Source organism: Nostoc sp., from assembly GCF_036916575.1.
GTDB lineage: Bacteria > Cyanobacteriota > Cyanobacteriia > Cyanobacteriales > Nostocaceae > Nostoc.
In genome coordinates this window covers 41,234-64,423 of the sequence record NZ_JBALGC010000134.1, presented here as the reverse complement: position 1 = coordinate 64,423, position 23,190 = coordinate 41,234, and the positions used below count along the sequence as shown (strand labels likewise).

Below are 23,190 nucleotides of genomic sequence, written 5' to 3'. Positions count from 1 at the left end.
AACACTAGATTATTGCGAATACACTCTTCACTTAAGTATGTGAGCAGAGTATAAAAAGTTGAAAGGTAGACTTATTAGCCGCAGTCATCGCAAAACCTGGATGCTCGCATGGTTACTAACTGCGGGAGTAAATGGAGTTGCACAAAAAGCACTAGCACAAGAGTACATAAGTACCGGAACTACTCAGAAATTAGGAGTTAAGAGCGATAATATTATTTCCTTATCTTCCTCCCTCTCCCCAGAAGATCCGATGGCGCAGGTTACATCGGTTTCTCAACTCAAGGACGTACAACCCAACGATTGGGCATTCCAAGCCTTGCAGTCATTGGTAGAACGCTATGGTTGTATAGCCGGCTATCCAGATAGCAGCTATCGCGGTAATCATGCCTTAACTAGGTATGAATTTGCTGCCGGTGTAAATGCTTGTTTAGATAGAGTCAACGAATTAATCACTACAGCCACTAGCGATTTAGTCACCCGCGAAGATTTAGCAATATTACAAAAATTGCAGTCAGAATTTGCCCCTGAATTAGCAACTTTGCGGGGTCGTGTCGATAGTTTAGAAGCTAGAACCGCCGAAATCAAAGCCAACCAATTCTCAACAACAACCAAACTCAGCGGATTACTGATAGTTGGTATTCAAGGACGGACTAGCAATCGTGGTGATGTTAATCCTAGAGATGGACAAAAAGACACAGATGATGCTGGCACAAACATTGATGTTATATCCCTGGCGCAGCTCTATTTAACTAGTCAAATTACTCCCCGTAGTTACTTGTTTACGGGTCTTTTAGATGGTAAAGGTACTACTGCACCTAGATTTACTAATAGTGTTTCTCGGAATGATGTTTTACTTGGTTACGAATTTCCTACAGATAGCTTGATTGTAAGTGACCTCAATTTTCATTGGCTGGTGACAGATAAATTAGCAGTAATGGTGGGAACAGAAGGCGTAAGTATGCCAACTGCTTTCCGAGGCCCCAATCGCGTAGAAAGTGCTGCAACAGGGCCGTTGTCTTATTTTGCCCAAAGAAACCCTATTTTAAATATGGGATATGGTCACGGCGGTATAGCTATTGATTGGCAATTTGCTAAACGCGCTAGTTTGCAGGCAATTTATACTAGCTATCAACCAGGAAATCCCGGTAAAGGTAGCGGTTTATTTGATGGAATCACCACTACAGGTGTGCAATTGCTGCTGACACCAACTGATACCCTCGATCTCAGTTTGTACTACGTTAACAATTACTCCTCAAATGGTTGTTTACTAACCTTTGTTGGCGATGAATGCTTAACTGCGGTTAATACCACTACCGGAAAATCAGCACCACTGCAAACCAACGCCGTGGGTGCGACTCTAACTTGGCAAATTTCACCCCGCATTACCGCAGGTGCGTGGGGTGGTTATACTAAATCTTATATTCCGGGGCGATCGGGAAATGTAGAGACGACAAATTATATGGTGTTTCTGAATTTTCCTGATTTATTTGCTAAGGGTAATTTGGGAGGAATTTATGTCGGTCAACCTCCTAAAATCACCCATAGCGACCTACCTGTAGGGAATAATGTCCCTGATTTTGTCAATACTGGTTTAGGACGTGCAGGTGGACAACCAGGGACGACTACTCAAATTGAGGCATTTTATCGTTTCCAGCTAACAGATAATATCAGCATTACACCAGGGATAATTCATATTTTGGAGCCTGGTCACACACCAGATAATGACTCAGTTACCATCGGCATTCTGCGGAGTACTTTTAGTTTTTAATTCTGCTTGCACATAAATTTAATAACAATCTGCCAAAATCCTAAATACTTCCCAATAAAACACGAATATTAATTTCTCTGTAAGTGGATGTTTTTCTCAACTATAAATTGTACTATCCCTCTTCTGTCACTCTCCGAAAACTTTTGCAATTTCTGAATTCTATAGCTTTTGTATAGCAGGCGATCGCGCGATTCTTTTCTAACAACAAATACAAGACCAATTTTTTCTAATAGTATAGCTTGTATTGGTTGCCTCATGAGGCTTCTAGCGATCGCCCTTGCGGAAAGTGACAGAAGAGGGATATCAGCACAAATTAATAGTTCATCGAAGGATATAGTTATGAATTGCAACAAAAAAATATAGTTTTATAGGCGTTGCTGAACCAAAATATGAATCATGCGATCGCTCTAATTCATATTTCTATTCTGCAACGCCAAATAATATTACCTGATGCTTTACACAAAAGCTCAGATTGTGAACGTGTGCAATATAACACCGGGGATGGCGATCGCAGGTTATACCGTTCCACGCCCAGAACCTTCGAGGAATATTGCCGCGATAGATTCGGTTATAGCCGCCGCCAACCTTATCTTTACAATTGCTTAGAAATGCAACAAGGACACATAAAACTTGAGCCAGCAGCTATGGCAGAGCGGGCGACGCCGGCGAAAATCATCGAAGTAGATTTCCGTTGCTGCGTCGAGTTGAGGATTTAGATGCTTAAACGTGTTGATCCAAATCATGAGCGGATTTACCACTACCTGAAATAAAAGTAAAATTACTGATTTTCAGTAAAACTACTGAGGTTGCAAGCAAGTTGCTGCATTTAAACTGGATTCCTGAAAGCAGGTGTGGCTGACAACTCTAGTTAAAATAGCGCTGCTGTATCCAGGACAAACGCATCATGTCAACAAAAAATTTTATTCCCAATAGGCTCGAAAATAATCCCATTAATGCTTACTTATTGACACTGATGTGAGAGAGGCGATGTTTAATTTTGGCTATCCACTTACCATAAAATTTCAGCGAGGTAGTTATGTCTATTAATCAAGACCAAATGCTTCAAGCAATCTATGACACCCTGTTCAGTGCGTTTACCAGTCCACCTACACAGGCAAAAGGGCAGGGTGCAAGCCAAGCGGATCAAACATATTTGACCTTAGAGTGGCCTGGCTTACAAATTGATGTTGAACAGTTTGCTAATCCATGGAGTCCCCAAAACCCTAACGGCAGTACGACAGCAACGGAAAACTTATCGTTCCTTGTTGATAAGGTGCAATCATTAAATCCAATTTATTCCGCGAATGGTCAAAACGTATCGGATATTTACAACCTCGTTGTAAATGCCCAAGTCGTGCCTCCTCCTCTCGATCCAAAGGCACAGCAGGATTATAACGAAGCAACTGCCTTTCTTCAAGCTGACGGCACTGATTTTGATGATTTAGGCAAGCCAATCACTGTTAAGGTCGATTCGTCCGTGTATGCGGCCTACAAACGCAAGAAAAAGGCTTACGACAATGCTGTTGTTTCGATGATGTCAAATTACTTCCAGTACGATATTAGCAAGCCAGAAGATCAACGCAAATGGGCACTCTTAGGATCAACATTCATAGATTCTGTAAATACGGCTTGGGATGACTGGACAAATGCTCAAAAGACAAAAGTTGAAGAAAAACTGGCGGTACTGGCACAATCCTCGAACAATCAGGTTGGTGTGGTTTTTAATGCTGCCAAAGCCCAGCTTAATAATTTAAGAAAAGCTAGTCTCACAGAGACTGGGAAAATATATTGGGCATCGTATGCCTCCCCTTCCAACTGGTTCGCAAGTTCTGCTGCCAAGGAATGGCAGGAAGTAACTATTGACTCTAAGAGCTTGCGTGTAAGCGAACATTCTGACTACTCTAAAATGAGTGCTGGCGGGAGTGCATCATGGGGGCTTTGGTCTGTAGGTGGTAGTTTTTCAAAGGAAGATAGCCATCAATCTATGGACAAGACAACAACAGCTCTGACAGTGAGTTTCAAGTTTGCCCGTGTTGATATTACACGTCCTTGGCTTAACTTTCTGCTGTTCAATATAAAAGGATGGAAAACAGAGGGATATTCTGCTTCTGAAATTTCAAATGGGACAAAAACACAGCCACTAAAGACGCCTTTTCCTAATCTGCCAACATCCTTTATCGCTCTTCGGGATCTGAAGATTACTGCCAATTGGGGACATGAGGATTCCTCGTTTATCAAAAGTAAATTAAGCACGAAGGCATCCGTTGGATGGGGACCTTTCGCAGTCAGCGGAGCTTATTCGCAAGGGTCAGAAGACAAAAAGTTTAACTCTGATTTTGACGGACGAACAATTTCAAACGATGGTTTACAAATCATAGGTTGGGTGAACACAATCGTTCCAGCTTGCCCTCCAGCCTAATTTTGTAAATTCTCCAAAGTCATCCTGAAAAAACAGCGTTGGTTAATCACTTATTTGTGGTGCTAATTGAGTTGTTCATAATACCTCAATTTACCAACGCCCATCTATTTATCTATTTATTATTTTTATTATTTCAAGATTTTGCTTTTCATGGAACGTTTTCATATGACGACAATTGATACGATTGTTAAAGATGCAGTTTTTGATATAGTATTGCAAGGTGTTCTGAATTCCTCTTCATACGGGATAAATGTCTTTTTATCTCGTGTTTGGCCAGGTATCTCAATTAACGAGCCCGAATATGCTAATGCTTGGTCACCACAAAACTTGAATGGCAGTCAATTCGCTACTGAAAAATTTTCGGAATTAGTGAACAATATTCCACCTTTGAGTCAGAACTATTTCAATTCTGGAAGGAGAGTGGAAGAGCAATACGGACAAGTTGTTCAGTTTGCCACACCTAGTTCTGGAGATGGAATTAGCGCGGATCGGCAATCTGAACTAGTGGACGGACTGGCTAGAGCATTACAGGAAGCTAGGAGGCTTTTTGAAACAAGCTCTCTAGCGAGCTTACGAGATCCCGCAATTAAATATCATCCCTCCTACACTATACCTGATAATTGGGTAGAGCAGAATGCTTCAGGAAGTTGGCCTTCTGTAGTTCAACCTATTCAGGTCGATAATTCCTCAGTTAATCTGTCTCTCAAATACTTGTCTGTTAGCATTATCCGTCCTTGGTTAATGATAAGTTTATTCGACTTGCCAAACTGGACTTTACCTAGCGAACCAGGAAGTCTTTCCAATGGGAATACAGACAACAATCAAGGCTCGTTTGCCCTGCTACCTGTCTCAATGCTCGTTGTCCGAGACATAATGGCAGTCGATGCTTCTGGAAAGACTCTGTATCAAGATCAGAGACTTCAAACTCTCGCATTTATCAACAAGGTAATACCTTTTAGCCCCCCACTTATATTTAAGTGGATAGGAAAAACAGAAACAGAACTGAGTAATAACCTTAGTGAATTAAATGGAACTTCCCTCATTATTAAGATCGAAAATTATACGAATGTCGGTTTACAAAAAATATATGAAGATAAAAAATATGGAATATACAAAGATACCCCTCTTTCAAAAGTGCGGGCAAACTCGGCTCAGGGTTTCAGCACCTATCAAGAGTTGATGAGTGGTCCTGAAGGATGGTTAGTATATTCCTTTGACGAGCAATACAATATTATATTGTATTGGCAAAATTTTTGGTCGGAAAAGAATAAAGGTTGTATGTCATTTATTCCTAAAAATATAAGCTTAGGAAGGAAAAGTCTTGAAAGATACACACAACAAGAGAATATCGTTAGAGTTCAAGGTAACTTTATTTGCGATGCAAGAATTCAGGGTGGATTTACGAAAGCGATCTTCAGCTACACCATAATGCCAGAGCTATTTTATTATCAGAAGTAGCGATTGATGATAAGTAATTAGACAATTGATAACAATGAGTCTTGGCGACAAACACTTGCTCAGATAATTGCTGGATAGTTAGCCAAATAAAATTAGCCATACAACATAAGTGTGCGGCATTGCTTATTAGTGATTAGTGTCAACTTCAGCCAAAATACAGAAGAAAATCTCGTTTCCAGATATAACTTGGAAATGCTGGCGGCAGCCCACTAATGGGCATTCCTAGTCTCAGACTGGTAACGAGGCAATCTCTCAAAGCTTTGTCTAGTCAGGCTTCTACTTTATTTTATGTTCTCTGTATTAACCACCGGCGACAGCTGGGACAATACTTACTTCATCGCCATCTTTAAGAGTTGTATTTATACCATCTAAATGACGGATATCTTCGCTATCGACGTAAAAATTTACAAATCGACGCAGCTTGCCTTCTTCATCGCACAACCGGGATTTAATACCAGGAAAGCTTTGTTCTAAGGAGTCCAACAATTCAGCAATGGTGCTACCGCTGGATTCTAGAGTAGCTTGATTATTAGTCAAACTTTGAAGAGTACTAGGAACTAAAACTGTTACAGCCATAGAAGTACAAAGTTAAGAGTAAACAGTGAGGAGTTAAGAGTGAGGAGTGAGAAGTGAAAAGTTAGGAATAAAAAAACTTATAACTCCTAACTCCTAACTCATAATTAAACGAGGACTTGTTGCCATTCCAAGCGATCAAGAGTACGCGATCGCTCTAGGGCCCGTTCAAAACTATCGAGTTTGGCATCAATAGTCAAGGGTTCGCCAACGTAGCCTTGGATTGCTTCTTGAGTTTTCAGACCATTGCCGGTGATGTAAATCACGGTAGTTTCATCTGGATCAATTTTGCCAGCTTCTACCAGTTTTTTCAGCACGGCAACGGTTGTACCACCAGCCGTTTCTGTGAAGATGCCTTCGGTTTCTGCCAGCAGCTTGATACCATCAATAATTTCTGTATCATTGACTGATTCAATGTTACCACTAGTCTTCTGAGCTAACTCCACAGCATAAATGCCATCTGCTGGGTTGCCGATCGCCAGCGATTTAGCAATTGTATTCGGTTTAACTGGCTTAATAAAGTCGTGTCCTTCTTTGAATGCTTGGGCGATGGGTGAACAACCTTCAGCTTGAGCGCCGCTGAAACGAACGTTCTTGTTTTCTACCAAACCAACTTTTACAAATTCTTGGAAACCTTTATAAATTTTGGTAAAGAGCGAACCAGAAGCTAAAGGAGCAACAACATGGTCAGGTAGTTCCCAGCCTAGTTGTTCCGCGACTTCAAAACCTAGTGTCTTAGAACCTTCAGAGTAATAAGGACGCAGATTAATATTGACAAAACCCCAGCCATGTGTATTGGCAACTTCCGAACAGAGACGATTTACTTGATCGTAGTTGCCCTTGACGGCCATCAGGGTGGGACTGTAGATCAGGCTACCGATAATTTTACCGGCTTCTAAATCTGCGGGGATGAACACACAGCAGTCTAAACCTGCGTGAGCTGCGATCGCAGCTGTAGAATTTGCTAAGTTACCAGTGCTAGCGCAAGAAACAGTAGTGAAACCCAACTCCCGCGCCCTGGAGAGGGCAACTGACACCACCCGATCTTTAAAGCTAAGGGTGGGCATATTAACAGCATCATTTTTTATATAAAGCTTATTTAGACCCAGGCGACGGGCAAGACGGTGGGAACGAACCAAGGGAGTCATCCCCGTTCCTACATCAATAACATTGTCAGTTGCCACAGGCAAAAAGGGACGGTAGCGCCAAATTGAATTGGGCCCGGCTTGAATTGTTTCACGAGTGACAGTCAGACGTAGGGCACTGTAGTCATACTTGACTTCTAACGGCCCAAAACATAATTCACAAACATTACTGGCTTTGAGTTCATATTCTGCACCACATTCCTTACATTTCAAGGCTTGAAAGTAAGCAGTGCTGGCTTTGGTTTGGGTTGTGATTGCCTGAGTCATAAACTAGCTTTAATAAGTTTGTCTGTCGCTGTCGCCTGATAGTAACACGAGCAAAAATACCAGTCAAACATATCCGACAAAAATAGTCGGGTATCATTAGTAATGAAAGGAATGATTTTTGTAAAATTTTGATGTCAGTAATCCCTAGATTTAGTATTTACACTGTTATAAAACAAAAAAATAGTTGCAATTATTCAGCATTAACACAGATAAATAATCTGATTAAATTGCATTATAGTAATTATGATGAATTTGCATCTCTTAAAATTACTATCTTATTTAAGTGATCTAGATCACTTAGTTAAACCTTCATTTTTTTATCTAAATGCTCCACAAGGTAGTATACATTTCTAATAGCAAAAACTCAAAAGCATTTTCAAACATAAGTTTTAGTATTTTTAGCCTCTGATTAAACCATTAAAATTGCTATGTGTGTTGCCAAAATAAAGTTAATTTTTCAGCTTTGATGCACTCGTTGATCGCTAGAGAAGTTCCTTATTTATACGGAAGATATCTTAGGCTATAAAAGCTACATTACATTCACATCTACAATTAAGCAGAATACAGTCATAAATTACACATATTTGCGATTGCCAGCCTTGAGTCTCTAGGGTAAGCGTAAAACAAGTAGGCAAGTTATTTCTGCTATTGCCTCAATATAGTTTTTAAGGTGTGTCAATAATGTAACTCCTCCAAGATATGCTCCTAAAACATTAAGGTTTTGGGGAGATGTAATCGGTAATTCTTTAAGGAATTACCGAACTTTATCCTGCCTCAAAACCCAAGATACAAGTTCACCAAACAAAAAAACTACCCGATGATCAAACAAAATAAATCTGTTAACAACCAACACCAACACTACCGTTCTTTGGTAGCAACAGCATTATTAACTAGTAGCCTTTTCCAATTTGTTGCACCTGTACTAGCTGACGGTACAGCTGGTGGTCAAGCTATAAGTAACACAGCGACAGCGACCTACGAAGATCCTAACGCGCCAGGGACAACTATAAATGCTACTTCTAACACTGTAACTGTAACTGTGGCAGAAGTTGCTGGTATCACTGTCACCGCGTCGGGTGTTACAGATAACAATGGTGGCTCTGTTGCAGTTGGTGATTTACTAACTTACACCTACACCCTAACGAACGTAGGTAACGACCCCACCAAATTCCACATTCCAAACCAAGCAACAACAACCGGGCCTGGTACAGTTTCTGGTCAACTTCCTCCTCCTACCGGGAGTACTACTGCACCACCTAGTGGCACATTGCAATATAGTACCGATGGTGGCGCGACTTGGACAAATGTAACAGCAGGTGGTGTAGATACACCCTCAATTCCGGTTAGTGGTACTGTGTTGGTGCGTGTGCCAGTGACTGTACAGACTGGCGCTCAATCGGGTGACGTAATCAAAGTTACCCTTGGTAACACTCCTGGAGATGCTCAAAACCAACTGCGGAATCCTGATGGTGGTGACGTTTATACTGTAGATAATCCAGATAATCCACTTGTTCCTGGGGAAGTTATTGGCGCACCAGTTAACGGTACACGAGAAGCTAGTATTACCCAGCAAATTCAAGTGGGCAACACTGCTAAAACCGTTGCTCTAGCCACAATACTTAAAACTCGGACAGCCTACAACCCTGGTAATACTTCCGTACTCAATGATGATGTTCTGACTTATGGTTTAAGCTTGCGAGTTGAGAGCAATGACGTAACCAATCGGGGGCTAACACCCGCAGCTTTAGCTGGTACAAGTATCAATGTAGATGGTAGTGCAGTTACTCGCATCTTAGTTTCTGATGCACTTCCAGCATCCACAACTCTTAATGGGACTCCAACCGCTCCTCCAGGGTGGATAGTGGTTTACGCTGGCGAAGATCCTGCAACTACAACTGCTGATCAGGCTCTATGGAAAACTGACAAAACTCAAGTAACAGGCGGCACAGTAAGACGAGTTGGTTTTATTAACAATCCTAGCTCTATCTCTACAGTTGCCACTGGGACAACCGTTACAGGCTTTACAGTACAAGTAACAACCACTGGAATCACAGGAACGACAACGACAAATGTTAACAACATCGCTCAAGTGTTCGGTAGAACTGCTGGTGATGCAAGTAGCCCCCTACTCTTCGACGATTCAGGTGACCAAAACCCAGATAACATCAACCCCACTACTGGAGCCTTTCCGACTACAGTAGACCCTGGCTATTATGCCACTACTCCCGCCAATACTGACACAGGCAATAACAACCAAGGAACTGCTTCTGTTACAGGCAATGTCAACGTCTATACCATTTCAACCGCCACAGCGAACTCAGTTTTGAATGGGCCGAATGGTGCACCTGATGCCACTGGGCCATCAGGTTTAACCAACGATGACTTCACCAACAAATCTGCCTTTGTTCCTCCTAACACAGCACCTGGTAGTACACTTGACCCACAATCAGTTGGCTTCACTAACACAATTAAGAACAACGGTACTGCGCCTAACGACATTACAATAGTGCCAACCGCACCAGCAACAGCTACAGATTTGCCAAATGGTACGAAGGTAACTGTTACCTATAACAATCAATCTGCCGTTTATACCTACGATAGTACTACTGGTGCTTTTACCATAGCAACAGGTAATACACCAATTAAAATCTCTGGTGTTGCCCCTGGCGCCAGTGTTAATTATGGTCTAGAAGTTGACTTACCAGCTGGTACGAAACTATCGACTGATATTGGTAAGGGCTTCCCAGTACCCATTACTGCCTTTATTGACAGTAATAATAATGGTGTAGTTGATTCTGGTGAAGTCAAAAACATCTCCATTGATCGCGTCTACACTGGCTTTTTACAATTGATGAAAGTGTCACGAGTTTTACAAGGAACTGGACCAGCTGTTGGTGCAAATCAGGGTGATTTTGAGTCTACACCAGCTTACACAAATCCTGTTACTAGCACTGTTATTGATCCGAATCCAGGAATTGCTGATGTACCCAGAAATCCTGCTCCAGGCAACATTATTGAGTACCAGATTCGGTACAAAAATATTTCTGATGCTCAAGCTGGAACCGGTAACGTGATTTTGAATGCTAACAAAGTTGTGATTACTGAAGACGGTACATTAGGGTCAGGGGGCAACAACTGGGCGCTAGACAACGACAATAACACTCAAATTGATACTAGCAACATTGTTGGTTCAGCTAAGGATTCTGGGGCTTCAACTATCCAATTCTTCAGTGGTAATCCAGCTACTACCTCTGGCATCGACCAAACTGGAACCACGGTAAACACTGATATCACCAAGTATGTAGATACTGCCACCGGACAGGTTGCACCAGGTATTCAAAGAACATTTACCTTCCAACGCAAGGTTAACTAGGTAGTTTGACCTCACCCCTCTTTGTTTGCAAACAGAGGTGTAATAGCTCCTATACGTTTGTAGTTGGTGATTTAGGGCTGAAGCGTTAACTACAAACTGATTATTCCCGAGCCAAAACAGGGAAAGATAAATCAACTATCAACATTGTGAAAGTTTTTTGAGGTTATTGATTATGAAGCGTCTTTCTTTTGCAAGTTTAGGAGCGTTCGCACTCATTGCTACCGTTCCATTTGTCAATCAAGTGCCGGGAGTGTCTTCTTTATGGCATTCTACAAGCGCGATCGCTCAAAATGTCAAAACTCAAGGCCAGTTACAGTTGCGCTTAGAGGCTGAGAAGCAAGTGGTAGCACAGGATCAACAAGGTAAGCAAAGCAAGACATGGCAACCTTTGAAAGGTCAAGTTGTGGTGCGACCTGGAGATGTGTTGCGATATACCTTGAGTGGCGAAAATAAGAGCGATCGCCCAGTGAAGAATTTGATTCTCAATCAACCTATTCCTAAAGGAATGGTGTACGTACTTCAATCAACCAATGTTACTAACAATGCCAAAGTTATTTACAGCATTGATGGCGGACGCAGCTTTGTCGAAAATCCTACTGTTAAAGTTACTCTTCCTGACGGTAAAGTCGAAACCAAACCAGCACCAGCGAATCTTTATACCCATATCCGTTTGCAAGTGCCATTAGTTGCAGCAAAGACAACAGTCAAAGCGACTTATCAAACCCAAGTGCGTTGATTTAATAAGATACAAAAAATCCGAAATTTAGTAATTCGTAATGGGAATTTTAAATTATGAATTACTAATTACTTGGTGTGGGAAATATACTTTAAAATTTATGAGTTTTTCCCAAAAACTAATTGTTTTTATGAAAAAAAATGGCAGCCAATAGGAAATGTATTCAGTGAGCCGTCCTCAAAAAAAAAAGCAAATTAATTCTAACAATATCTGGTGTCAAAGGTTAACAACAACCGTTATTTTGGTAAGTTTTTTGCATACTACTATATCTATACCAGCCAGAGCGCAACCGACTAACAATCTGGCTGCATCTTTGCCAATAACTAATCAAGCTACTTATACTTATACAGATTCTGCTAGTAATTATCAATATCAAGGAAGTTCTAATCAGCTTAATGTTAACTTTAATCCATTAATTGACCCATTAGGGCGAATATTAGGTTGTGCTGGCGCTATTTTACCTGACTATACAGGTTTTTCAGTTGGCGTATACGAACTTAACCCTAGCGACCCAACAGGGACAGAATTGGGCAGCTTGCTTGCTTTGACTCGAACAGAGTTACCGAATATTTCTAATAACAATGTTCCTGGCGGTAAACCGCCAAATACCGAGAATAGTAATCCATATTTCATTACAAATAACCCTGCGGGTTTCTACAATTTTCTACTTGACCCGAATAAAGGTCAAACTGATCCAGGTAAAACTTATATTTTTGTAGTCAATCCACCGCCAAATTCTATCTACAAACAACGGCGCATCAAGATTGAAATTATTGCAAAAAATAATAATAATGTTGTGCAATACATTGCTACTTCTCTGGATGGACAACCAATTAGTCTCACAGGTGAGACCAGGCTAGAGGAAACAGTTGTCTTAGTTCCCAGCGCAGAAACAGTGGGACTGGACTTATTAGCCTTTGAATTCACTGTAAATATGTGTCAAGCCAATCAGTTGCAGATTATCAAAACAGGCGATCGCGCTGCTGCTGAACCTGGAGATACGGTAATCTACCGCCTCTCAGTAAAAAATCTAGCTGATGCTGGTTTAAATAATATAGTTGTCACCGACAACTTACCTTTAGGATTCCAGTTCTTGCCTAAATCTGTGCGGGGAGAGTTGGATGGTCAAGCAATCACTATCACCTCAGAACGCAATGGAAACACGGTGACATTCCGCACAGACGTAACAATTACAACAGAAAAAATCCTGAATATTGCTTACGCGGCTCAACTAACAGCCGATGCTCTGCGTGGTAACGGTCGCAACAGTGCGATCGTTAATGCCCAACGGGCTGATAACCGTTTTAGCACCAAGGATGGCCCTGCAACACACCAGTTAAAAATTCTTCCAGGAATCGTTTCCGACTGTGGCACGATTATCGGTCGCGTGTTTATTGATAAAAACTTTGACGGGGAACAACAGCCTGGTGAGCCTGGAGTCCCCAATGCAGTGATTTTTTTGGAAGACGGAAACCGCATCACCACAGATCCTAATGGTTTGTTCTCCTTAGCTAATGCCTTACCAGGAAACCATACGGGTGTACTAGACCTCAGCAGTGTACCTGGTTACACCCTAGCTCCCAACGAAAAATTCCGCGAACGGAATAGCCAATCTCGTCTAGTGCGTTTAGAACCTGGTGGCTTGGTACGTATGAACTTCGGAGTTACCCCCGCCTTCCAGGAGCCAGTCAAGAAATGAAGCCCAGACTGCACCATGCAACTATATTTCACCTGAAGATGATCGGGGTAATGCCAGTAGCTCTCAGCCTCGTTTTGTATCCTGCCATAGTTAAAGCAGAAATTATCCATGAAAACCAGGTTTTTCCTGATTCCCCTTTGCAAGCAGAGGATGCTATCAAAGATCAAGCGGATCAAGACAAAGGGGTTGAAAAAAGTACAGGTTCAAATTCTGGCATTGGTGATTCAGGATATGAAAAACTGACGCAAAGACAAGGTAGCGCATTGGGGAAGCAGTACGTTGAGCAGGGAACCTCTGTTCAAACTGCCAAGCGAATGCTGGACAAAGGCGCAGAGATCAAGAGAATGATTTATAGTCGAATTGAGCAACGCCTAAATTCTCCTGAACTCCTGCAAAGTTCTGAGCAGCAATTTCCACTCCTCGAAGTTGCCTCAACTTCTCCAGCACCAGCTACTGATACTTCAATTCCAGATGTCCAGCCAAGTGAAACGCAAATACAACCATTTCAACCAGTAACTTCTGTTGATTTGCCCAGAGGTTTACGCAAAATTGCCGGAATCGAGGACAAGAACAATGGACGCGAAGACATCGAGATCCAGTTGCAAGCTTCTTCAAAGGAAATACAACCATTTCAACCAGCAACTTCTGTAGGTTTGCCTAGAGGCTTACGCAAAATTGCCGGAGTAGAGGACGCAGGGACAAGAAGACAAGGGGTGAATGAAAATCTTCCCGTGTTCCCCACTCTCCCTATATCTACAGCAATAAAAATCCTGACTCCGGCAGCTAATAGTGTTGTAGATGTACAAGCTACCACGGTGATTGTGCAATTTCCCTCTGGTGGTCAGGTGGAATTGCGGGTAAATGGCGCGTTGGTAGACTCTTCCTTAGTGGGACGAACGGAAACTGATACCACCACCAACTTGGTAACGCAGACATGGTATGGTGTCTCGTTAAAAGAAGGTGCAAACACCATCTCTGCACAAGTTGTTGGAGGAACAGAACCCCCCGTAACGGTGCAAGTCGCAGTTCGGGGAGCACCACAGAAATTAACTTTAGAAACGGTTGAATCCCGTATCCCAGCAGATGGACGTTCTACGGCGACAATCCGAGGTCAACTCATCGATGCAAGTGGCAATCGTTCTAATCGTGATGCTGTTGTCACTTTGATACCCACTGCTGGAGAGTTGGTTGGGAAAGACTTCAAACCCGATGAGCCGGGATTTCAAGTAGAAGCTAAAGCGGGGCAATTTACAGCGATTTTACGATCGCAACTCAATGCCCAAACTGTCAGAATTCGTGCGATCGCTAATGATTTAGAAGCCTTTACCCAACTACAATTTGAAACAGCACTGCGTCCGAGTTTAGTAACAGGGGTCATAGATTTACGTTTGGGCGCTAGAGGTACAAATTATTACGGCAGTTTCCGTGATTTCCTCCCACCTGATAAAGACAACAGAACGCAATTAGATTTCCATTCAGCGGTATTTGCCACTGGTGCGATCGGGGAATGGTTGTTTACAGGCGCATACAATAGTTCTCGTAGCCTCAATGAAGATTGCAACTGCGATAATCGCCTGTTTAAAACTTACCAATTCAGCGAGCAAAATTATCCTGTCTACGGCGATAGCTCCAAAGTTGATGCCATCGCTCCTTCTATTGACAGCTTCTTTCTACGTTTTGAGCGTTCAACTCGTATCCCCGGAGCTGATCCTGATTATGCCATGTGGGGTGACTACAATACAGAAGAATTTGCTCGGCGATCGCAGGAATTTACTTCTATCACCCGTCAACTTCACGGCTTTAAAGCTAACTACAATTTAGGGAACTTACAAATTACGGGTTTATATGGCAACCATTTAGAAGGGTTTCAACGAGATACTATTCCTCCCGATGGCACTAGTGGCTATTACTTCCTCTCTCGCAGACTACTACAACCAGGTAGTGAAAATGTCTTTATCGAGTTAGAAGAACTCAATCGTCCTGGGACTGTACTAGAACGCAAACAGCTTAACCGAGGCCCAGACTACGAAATCGACTATGATCGCGGTACCTTATTATTCCGCGAACCGATTCTTCGCACCGATATTGATCAAACTGGACAAGTGTTGGTACGCCGGATTGTTGTTACCTACCAATATGACAGCCAAGACTCTGACAGCAATATCTATGCTGGTCGTCTGCAATATAACCTTTCCCATAAGCTCAATCAGCAAAGTTGGATCGGAGCAACTTACGTTCAAGAAAATCACGGGGTGCGTGACTTTCAGCTCTACGGTGCAGATGGGCTGATTGCTTTAGGTGATCAGGGGAAATTAATCGCAGAATATGCACATTCCAGTAATGATTCTGATGTGGTAGGAAAAGTCAGGGGTGATGCGTATCGGTTAGAAGCTGAGGGAGAAATTGCCAATGGGATTCTAGGTCGTGCTTATTATCGCTTTGCTGATACGGGTTTTGCTAATAATGCCACTATCAGCTTTGTCCCAGGACAAACCCGTTACGGAGCGCAGGTTACAGCTAAACTCACCTCAAGTACTAACGTCAGAGCGCAATATGACCACGAAGACAATTTTGGGATTGCTCCTCAACCGCTAGACACCTTTGAAGAACTGTTTGCACCGCGTTCTGAGGCCATACCTGGGAGCGAAGTTAATAATTCGCTGACAACGATTTCCGCCGGGATTCAACAACGCTTGGGTAGCGCCACCCTTGATGTGGATTGGATTCATCGTCATCGGGAAGACCGTATCCCTGACAGCGCCCTGAGTGGCAATTCTGATCAATTGCGATCGCGTTTTTCAGTTCCTCTAGCTAAGAACCTGACTTTCCAAGCACAAAATGAACTGAGTTTATCTTCCCAAAAAGATACAGTTTACCCAGACCGTACCATCTTAGGGGTGAATTGGGCAGCAATTCCTGGTGTCAATATCAGTCTAGCCCAACAGTTTTACACTAGCGGTCAATATTCGGGTAATTCCATCACCAGCTTAAGTGTCAACGGTGAACACAAACTCGGACCAAATACTACCTTGACCGGTCGTTACTCAATTTTGGGTGGTGCTAACGAAATGACTACCCAAGGGGCGATTGGTCTAAATAATCGCTGGACTATTGTTTCTGGATTACGGCTGAACGTTGCTTATGAACACGTATTTGGCAACTTCTTCGGACGAACTGCGGCGGGTCAACAATATGCTCAACCCTTCGCTTTTGGTCAATCAGCATCTGCGATCGGATTTGATGGTGGTGATAGTTACAGTGTGGGGCTGGAATACTCTGATAATCCGCAGTTTCAAGCCAGCGTTCGTTACGAACATCGCTCCTCTTCTGGTGGTGGTAATACAGTAATTACCGCAGGTGTTACTGGTAAAATTTCTCCGGCTCTGACAGCCTTGGTACGTTATCAACAAGCTGGTTCTTCCAATCAAAAGCTTTCAGGATTGGGGGATACAGCTAATCTGAAGCTAGGTTTAGCCTACCGCGACCCCAATAGTGATAAATTTAATGCTTTATTGCGTTATGAATATCGCCAAAATCCATCAACTATCCCTGACACTATTCTCTTAGGTAGTGGTACAGGTTCTCAAGACCATACTTTTGCCTTAGAAGCTATTTATGCTCCTAATTGGCAATGGGAATTCTACGGTAAGTATGCCTTGCGTAACAGTACTTCTTACATAGCCAGTGATTTAGCTGGTACTAGCACAGTAAATCTGGCCCAATTTCGGGCTACCTATCGTTTGGGATATAGCTGGGATTTGGTGGGTGAGGCTCGTGTAATTAGTCAGTCTAGCTACAGCGAAACAGGGTTTGTTGTAGAAACAGGTTACTACCTGACACCTAACCTGCGCGTTTCGGCTGGATATGTGTTTGGTAAAGTTGATGACCGGGATTTCTCAGGAACACGTTCCGCAGGCGGTGCATATTTGGGTATAAGCGTCAAGCTCAACGAATTATTTGATGGATTTGGACAGCAAAAGCCTGTAGCGCGTCAGCAACAAAAATCTCCCGTGCAAACCCTGGTAGAGAAATTACGCCAACAAAGGAGCAGAGGAGCAAGAGTACAAACAGATGCATCAATTTAAACGTGTAGATACGTAGTAATGTAACGTATCTACAACTAATTTCCATAATGATACGCAGATAGTAAATATGAAATTTTTATTTAAGAATTTAAGAGCGATCGCCACAATGAATATGAATCAAGATGGTAGATTCTCTTAGACAATGGGAAACCTAAAAGCGGCGCTACCCACCACCAGCGTGAAACCTCTGAATCAGCCATGAATGCAATAGATCGCACTCATTCAAACGTAATCAGGAGCTAGTAAAGCATAAATGAGCCTACTTTTAAAACATTTTTTAGCGCCCAATAATAGACTTTATAAACGCTATAAAAGACTACTAAATAGTCTTGCTCTATCACTGTGCGCCCTGAGTTGCTGGACACAAATTGCTGAAGCTGAAGGTAGTCGCACACTATATCCCAGTAGCGCTACAGCTAGCAGTAGCAGAGCTAACCTGGAATGGCGTACCAACACTTATGGCAATCTTGTGCTGCGACGAACCTTGCTTAAGGTCTACGCCAACAAAGATGAGTACATTCTTTTGGGTTCCAGCGCAGTTGGGATAACTAATGGTGATATCCGCGTTTACAACCCCGGTCGTGTCAGTGGAAGTATTGGTAGTGAAACGATTCCCAGTACAGCAGATTTTGTATGTACTTCTCAAGCTGGACAAGGGGTTATCTCAACTCGCTCACAAGAGTTAAATGGCCCCCGTGCTATTTCTGGTGGAGGTAATCCCAGCGGTTATATTCCCTGCTATTACCACGCTCCATCCACTGGAGTTTATGACATAGTTTTTTACGGGCCTATTGGGAGTAACTCTGCAACTGATGGCACTGTTACTGGTGAGATTAATTTGAATAGTGTGAACAACTTTAATGCTCAACAAGGAAGTAGTGTTGCAGCTTGGGATGTAACAGTACGTAGTAACGACCAAACTTCAACAACTGACTTAAACGGACGCTTATTCAGCTATTATCTGGCTTTATTTACTGGCAATAACGGTCGATATCTCAACTTCCCTGTCTATCCTGTAACCCTAGATGGATTTCGATATAAAGTAGAACTTAGGGGTACAGACCCGAATGGATTCGTTCTCTATGGTAATCAGACTGGCTTTTTTGATAGTGATGGCAAAACGCCTCTCTATCATGATCTACTAGGGGCGGATGGTCAGCTGACAAGTCCCCAAGGTGGTGTTAGCTTGGCTCGTCCCCAATATCCTACCTTTTTCAACTCCATCGACGCCAGCGCACTTTCATACATTGAACGTTACAAATCAGATGGCAGTTTAGATGGAACTGGCATTCCCCTTAGCCCAATTATTCCTGTTATCAGTAACTTACAATTTAACGGCACAGTTACAGGAAATAATAGTTCTTACGGTACAGGCGGTACTTTTAACTTTGGCAGCAATGTCACAGGTATTTATGAACTCATTATGAGCCGAGACGGTAGTAATTTTGATCCGACCAACTCACAAAACCGTCTTCTGCGAGGGATTATGACCACAACAGGACAGCAAGCGGTTAGTTGGGATGGTAAAGATAACAGTGGTAATTTTTTTCCAGTTAGCAGTAATTATAAAGTCAGAGTCAGAACCTTTGGAGGTGAATATCACTTTCCCTTGCTAGATGCGGAAAACAATTTTACTGGCGGCCCTACCATTACAATGCTGAATGCTACTAATCCACTCGGCAACACCAGAGGATTTTATGATGATCGCGGTTATAAAACCATCAGTGGTTCTACCGTTGGCACTGTTGGTCAGGTAATCTGTGGTATTAATCCACCAAACCCAGCCTTTAGCGACCTGATTAACGGTTTTGACACCGCCAGCAATGACCGGAAATTTGGTCAGTCTGGTAACGTTGGTAATAGTAACGCATCATGCTCTGGCTCTTTTGGAGATGCTAAAGGGTTGGATTTATGGACTTATTATCCTGGTCAAACTCAACCAACTCCATTTAATATTATTGATGCAGTTTCACCCAACGTTGGCAAAGTCATAATAAATGAAGTTTTGTATAACGAAACGGGTACTACTACTAACACTAACGATGAGTTTATTGAACTTTATAATGCTTCCTCCTCAACTGTAGATTTAAGTGGTTTTAAGTTAGCAGATGGACACTTAACTGCTAATGATAATGATAGTACTAACGGGTTTACTTATACATTTCCTAACGGCACAACCTTACAACCAGGGAAATATGCTGTGATTTGGATTGGGGATAACAACGCCAATCATCAAGCAACAGGAGCAGCTTTTCAAGCTTGGTTAGGACAAACTCCCAAACTCAACAACTCTGGTGATGATATTTGGTTGTACGATAACCAAGATAAAATTATTGACTATATCGCATACGGCGGTGGTAGTGAGGTTAATACACCTCCTTCAAGTGTTCTTAATCTCTGGGACAATACTTATCAGTCTTCTCTAGTTGGCGCTAGCACTGGACAATCTATCAGCTTGACTCCCAATGGCCAAGATACAAATGCTAGTGCTTGCTGGGAAGCAACTACTAGTGGGAACGCGAAAACGCGGTGTCCCAACTACTTACCAACCATAAACACTGATGCTACAGGTAGTCGCATTACCAGCGTTGGCAAGAACAATAACGCTGTTGCTCCTAAACTGCTGCTAGTAAAACGCATCACCCGCATCAATAACCAAGATTTAACCGATATTGTGGATGGTCGTAGCGACGTTGCTATTACTGCAACCAATTATGTCCCAGAACCCTATGCTTCTGATGATAACGATACAAAATGGCCTGCTAGCTACCTGCGGGGATTGATTAATGGTGGCACTGTCAAGCCAGGAGATGAGTTGGAATACACTATTTACTTCCTTTCTAAGGGCCCAAGTGATGCTACTAATGTTAAATTCTGCGATTTGGTTCCTACCAATACTACTTTTATTCCCACTGCCTTTAATGGTAATACTCCTCGTGATGGCGGTCTAGCAGGAGCAGATCAAGGTATAGCTCTTGCTATTGGTTCTAGCAGTCCCACATTTTACCTCAGCAATGTAGAGGATGCAGATCGCGGGCGCTTTTATGCTCCTAACGAGGTAGCCCCATCATACTGCGGTGCTAACACCAATGGAGCGGTGGTGGTGAATATTACGCGGAGTCCAGATTTACCCAATCTCGTCAAAGATTTTTACGGCTTTGTCCGCTTCCGCACTAAAGTGAAGTAGCTTTGAGAAAGAAAAAAGGTTAAATTATGAGATTTCCTTTCCCCCTTAACCTTTTCTCTTTACCCCTCTTTTTATACTGCTATGGCTTGTCTCACTTCAATTGGTTCACCTGTCAAGCTAAAAGGGCGAACTTCGATAATTTTTACCTTTACTAACTGCCCTTTCAATTCTTTGATGTCGCCACTGAAGAACGTTAGACGATTACCGTCAGTGCGTCCCATAACTTTAGTTTTATCTTTGGGGTTTTGGTCTTCTACTAAAACGGATTCAATGCGGCCAAAGTAACGTTGCGATCGCTCTGCTACTTTCAAGTTTACTAAATGATTCAGGCGTTGCAGGCGATCGCTTTTAATTTCTTCACTCAGTTGATTGTCCCACAAAGCGGCAGGTGTCCCTGGACGCGGTGAATATGCTGCTGTATTCAACATGTCAAAGCCAATATCTTCCACCAGTTTCAGAGTATTTTCAAACTGTGCTTCTGTCTCCCCAGGAAAACCGACAATCGCATCAGCACTAATTGAAGCATCTGGCATATACCGCCGAATGGTATCGATGATGCGGCGATATTTCTCATGGGTATAACCCCGCGCCATTGTCTTTAAAAGTTCATTATCCCCAGATTGAAAGGGAATGTGGAAATGTTTGCACACCTTGGGCAACTCAGCACAAGCCTGAATTAATCTCTCTGTAAAATAACGGGGATGGCTAGTAGCAAATCTTAGCCTTTCAATCCCCGGCAGATCATGTACATAATAAAGTAAATCTGTGAAGTTGTGCAAATGCCGACCTTCTGGTGTCACTCCCGGCAAATCTCTGCCGTAGGCGTCAATATTTTGACCGAGTAGAGTAACTTCTTTGTAACCTTGGCGTCCTAATTCTTCCATTTCAGCCCGGATAGCTGACGGTGTGCGAGATTGTTCGATACCACGGACATTAGGAACTACACAATAGGTGCAGCGTTCGTTACAGCCGTAAATTACATTTACCCAAGCTGTCACTTTACTATCCCGTCGCGGCTGGGTGATATCTTCAATAATATGAACCGACTCGGTTGCCACAACTTGGTTACCTTCAAAGACCGACTCCAGCAAATCTTTGAGGCGGTTAGCGTGTTGTGGCCCCATTACCAAGTCTAATTCTGGAACTCGCCGCAACAGCGCTTCTCCTTCCTGCTGGGCAACACAACCAGCAACAATCAGAGTTAAATCAGGCTGCTCATGTTTGCGTTTTGCCTGTCTGCCGAGATAGGAATATACCTTTTGCTCGGCATTATCCCGAATTGTGCAGGTATTGTAGAGAATCACATCTGCATTATTCGGGTCTTCTGACCATTCAAAGCCCATGTCTTCCAAAACGCCAGCCATGCGCTCTGAGTCAGCTTTATTCATCTGACAACCGAAGGTAGTGATGTGATAGTGGCGTTTAGAAGTGGTCATGGGCAATTATGCTTAATCAGCGTAATGTATATAAGGTTTATTTTTATTCTATGTGCGTTACGTTGTCACTAACACACTCTACGAAAACAAAATCTTGGAGTTATTAGTAACTTTTTACTTTCTACTAGAACGGAGGCAAATTATTCGGGTCAATACCCTGAGATTGCAAATAAGCAATCAGTTGTTCTTTTTGCAGACGTTCTTGTTCAGCACGTTGACGTTCTTGTTCAGCACGTTGACGTTCTTGTTCAGCACGTTGACGTTCTTGTTCAGCACGTTGACGTTCTTGTTCAGCACGTTGATGTTCTTGTTCAATTTGTTCCACAGCCCAAGGTAACAAATTACCAGCTTCATTCCACCAGCGCAACCAATAACCAGTTCGAGCTTCTTTTGTTCCTTGCCAAGTTCCCAAAAATAAGCCCATTGTCTTAAGCCAATGACGACCATTTTTGTCAGGTTGCTTTAATTCATAGCGTCTATTTTCTAGTTGATAAAATTCTAATAAACCGCTATCTGGTTCAAAAATCGCGTAGATGGGAACTTGCAAAATCTGTTCATAGAAAAACCATTTTCCTGGTGGATAAGTTCGCTTTACTGAATATTCCCCACCCTCAGTGTCGGATAGGAATTCTATAACAATCGCCGGGATATCACCTTTTAAATTGGGTGTATAACTTTTCCGATTACTTACAACTTCATTAACCGACGGCACATAAACCCAGTCAGGTGCTTTCGCAATAAATTGCCCGTTGACAGTCGCACAAAGAGCAAAATTCGAGGCTATTAACATCTGAGGTTGAATGAATCCACTGATTTCTAGACTTTCACGTAAAGCACCAGCCAAAATTGGCTGACCCGTATTCTCCACTGGTTCATCCTCTAGTTGAAAGTCGTCGGGCAACGCTTCCCAAGATATTACCAGTTCTGTTGGTGATTTGGCTTTGCTGAGTTGGGTTGCCATAAACACAGCATGAATGTAATTTTATTTTTTATTTTATCGTTTCCAGCATAGGGATGGGGGAGTATCCCAATTTTGCCAAAATA

At 42.6% G+C, this 23,190-nt stretch carries 13 protein-coding genes; 9 read left to right on the top strand and 4 right to left on the bottom strand.

Annotated elements, in window-relative coordinates; all coding sequences use genetic code 11:
- Positions 1-100: 100 nt before the first annotated feature.
- From V7L29_RS30090 to V7L29_RS30075, 4 genes are all read left to right on the top strand, one after another.
- The gene (locus tag V7L29_RS30090; protein ID WP_334737810.1) at positions 101-1,768 is read left to right on the top strand and encodes an iron uptake porin; all 1,668 of its coding nucleotides are present in this window, start codon (positions 101-103) and stop codon (positions 1,766-1,768) included.
- A gap of 374 nt (positions 1,769-2,142) precedes the next feature.
- On the top strand, positions 2,143-2,484 hold the full coding sequence (locus V7L29_RS30085) for a hypothetical protein (RefSeq protein ID WP_334737811.1): 342 nt from the start codon (positions 2,143-2,145) through the stop codon (positions 2,482-2,484).
- A gap of 320 nt (positions 2,485-2,804) precedes the next feature.
- Positions 2,805-4,187 (top strand): hypothetical protein, encoded by a 1,383-nt coding sequence (locus tag V7L29_RS30080; RefSeq protein WP_334737797.1) that lies wholly within the window; start codon positions 2,805-2,807, stop codon positions 4,185-4,187.
- A 165-nt stretch (positions 4,188-4,352) separates the two neighbouring features.
- A complete protein-coding gene (locus tag V7L29_RS30075; RefSeq protein WP_334737796.1) occupies positions 4,353-5,645 on the top strand; it encodes a hypothetical protein in 1,293 nt (430 codons plus the stop codon).
- Between the two features lie 300 nt (positions 5,646-5,945).
- Here V7L29_RS30075 and V7L29_RS30070 read toward each other — a convergent pair whose 3' ends face one another.
- Positions 5,946-6,221 carry a ubiquitin-like small modifier protein 1 gene (locus tag V7L29_RS30070; RefSeq protein WP_334688966.1) on the bottom strand — a complete coding sequence of 92 codons (276 nt, stop codon included), beginning with the start codon at positions 6,219-6,221 and terminating at the stop codon, positions 5,946-5,948.
- A 104-nt stretch (positions 6,222-6,325) separates the two neighbouring features.
- Positions 6,326-7,630, bottom strand: a complete 1,305-nt coding sequence (thrC, locus tag V7L29_RS30065) for a threonine synthase (RefSeq protein ID WP_334737795.1) — start codon at positions 7,628-7,630, stop codon at positions 6,326-6,328.
- Positions 7,631-8,447: 817 nt separating this feature from the next.
- Between thrC and V7L29_RS30060 the strand changes: the two genes are divergently transcribed.
- From V7L29_RS30060 to V7L29_RS30040, 5 genes are all read left to right on the top strand, one after another.
- On the top strand, positions 8,448-11,003 hold the full coding sequence (locus tag V7L29_RS30060; RefSeq protein ID WP_334737794.1) for a beta strand repeat-containing protein: 2,556 nt from the start codon (positions 8,448-8,450) through the stop codon (positions 11,001-11,003).
- Between the two features lie 172 nt (positions 11,004-11,175).
- Positions 11,176-11,739 (top strand): hypothetical protein, encoded by a 564-nt coding sequence (locus V7L29_RS30055; RefSeq protein WP_334737793.1) that lies wholly within the window; start codon positions 11,176-11,178, stop codon positions 11,737-11,739.
- Positions 11,740-11,896: 157 nt separating this feature from the next.
- Positions 11,897-13,438, top strand: coding sequence for a hypothetical protein (locus V7L29_RS30050; RefSeq protein ID WP_334737792.1), 1,542 nt, complete (start codon positions 11,897-11,899; stop codon positions 13,436-13,438).
- Entirely contained in the window at positions 13,435-17,523 is a 4,089-nt protein-coding gene (locus tag V7L29_RS30045) for a TonB-dependent receptor (RefSeq protein WP_334737791.1), read from the top strand. The genes V7L29_RS30050 and V7L29_RS30045 overlap by 4 nt, the downstream gene beginning before the upstream one ends.
- Positions 17,524-17,776: 253 nt before the next feature.
- Complete coding sequence (locus tag V7L29_RS30040; protein ID WP_334737790.1) at positions 17,777-20,710, top strand: lamin tail domain-containing protein; 2,934 nt, start codon at positions 17,777-17,779, stop codon at positions 20,708-20,710.
- Positions 20,711-20,781: 71 nt separating this feature from the next.
- Here V7L29_RS30040 and miaB read toward each other — a convergent pair whose 3' ends face one another.
- Together miaB and V7L29_RS30030 are read right to left on the bottom strand one after the other, a co-directional pair.
- Positions 20,782-22,146, bottom strand: coding sequence for a tRNA (N6-isopentenyl adenosine(37)-C2)-methylthiotransferase MiaB (gene miaB / locus V7L29_RS30035; RefSeq protein ID WP_334737789.1), 1,365 nt, complete (start codon positions 22,144-22,146; stop codon positions 20,782-20,784).
- Between the two features lie 124 nt (positions 22,147-22,270).
- Positions 22,271-23,107, bottom strand: coding sequence for a Uma2 family endonuclease (locus V7L29_RS30030; protein ID WP_334737788.1), 837 nt, complete (start codon positions 23,105-23,107; stop codon positions 22,271-22,273).
- Between the last annotated feature and the right edge of the window lie 83 nt (positions 23,108-23,190).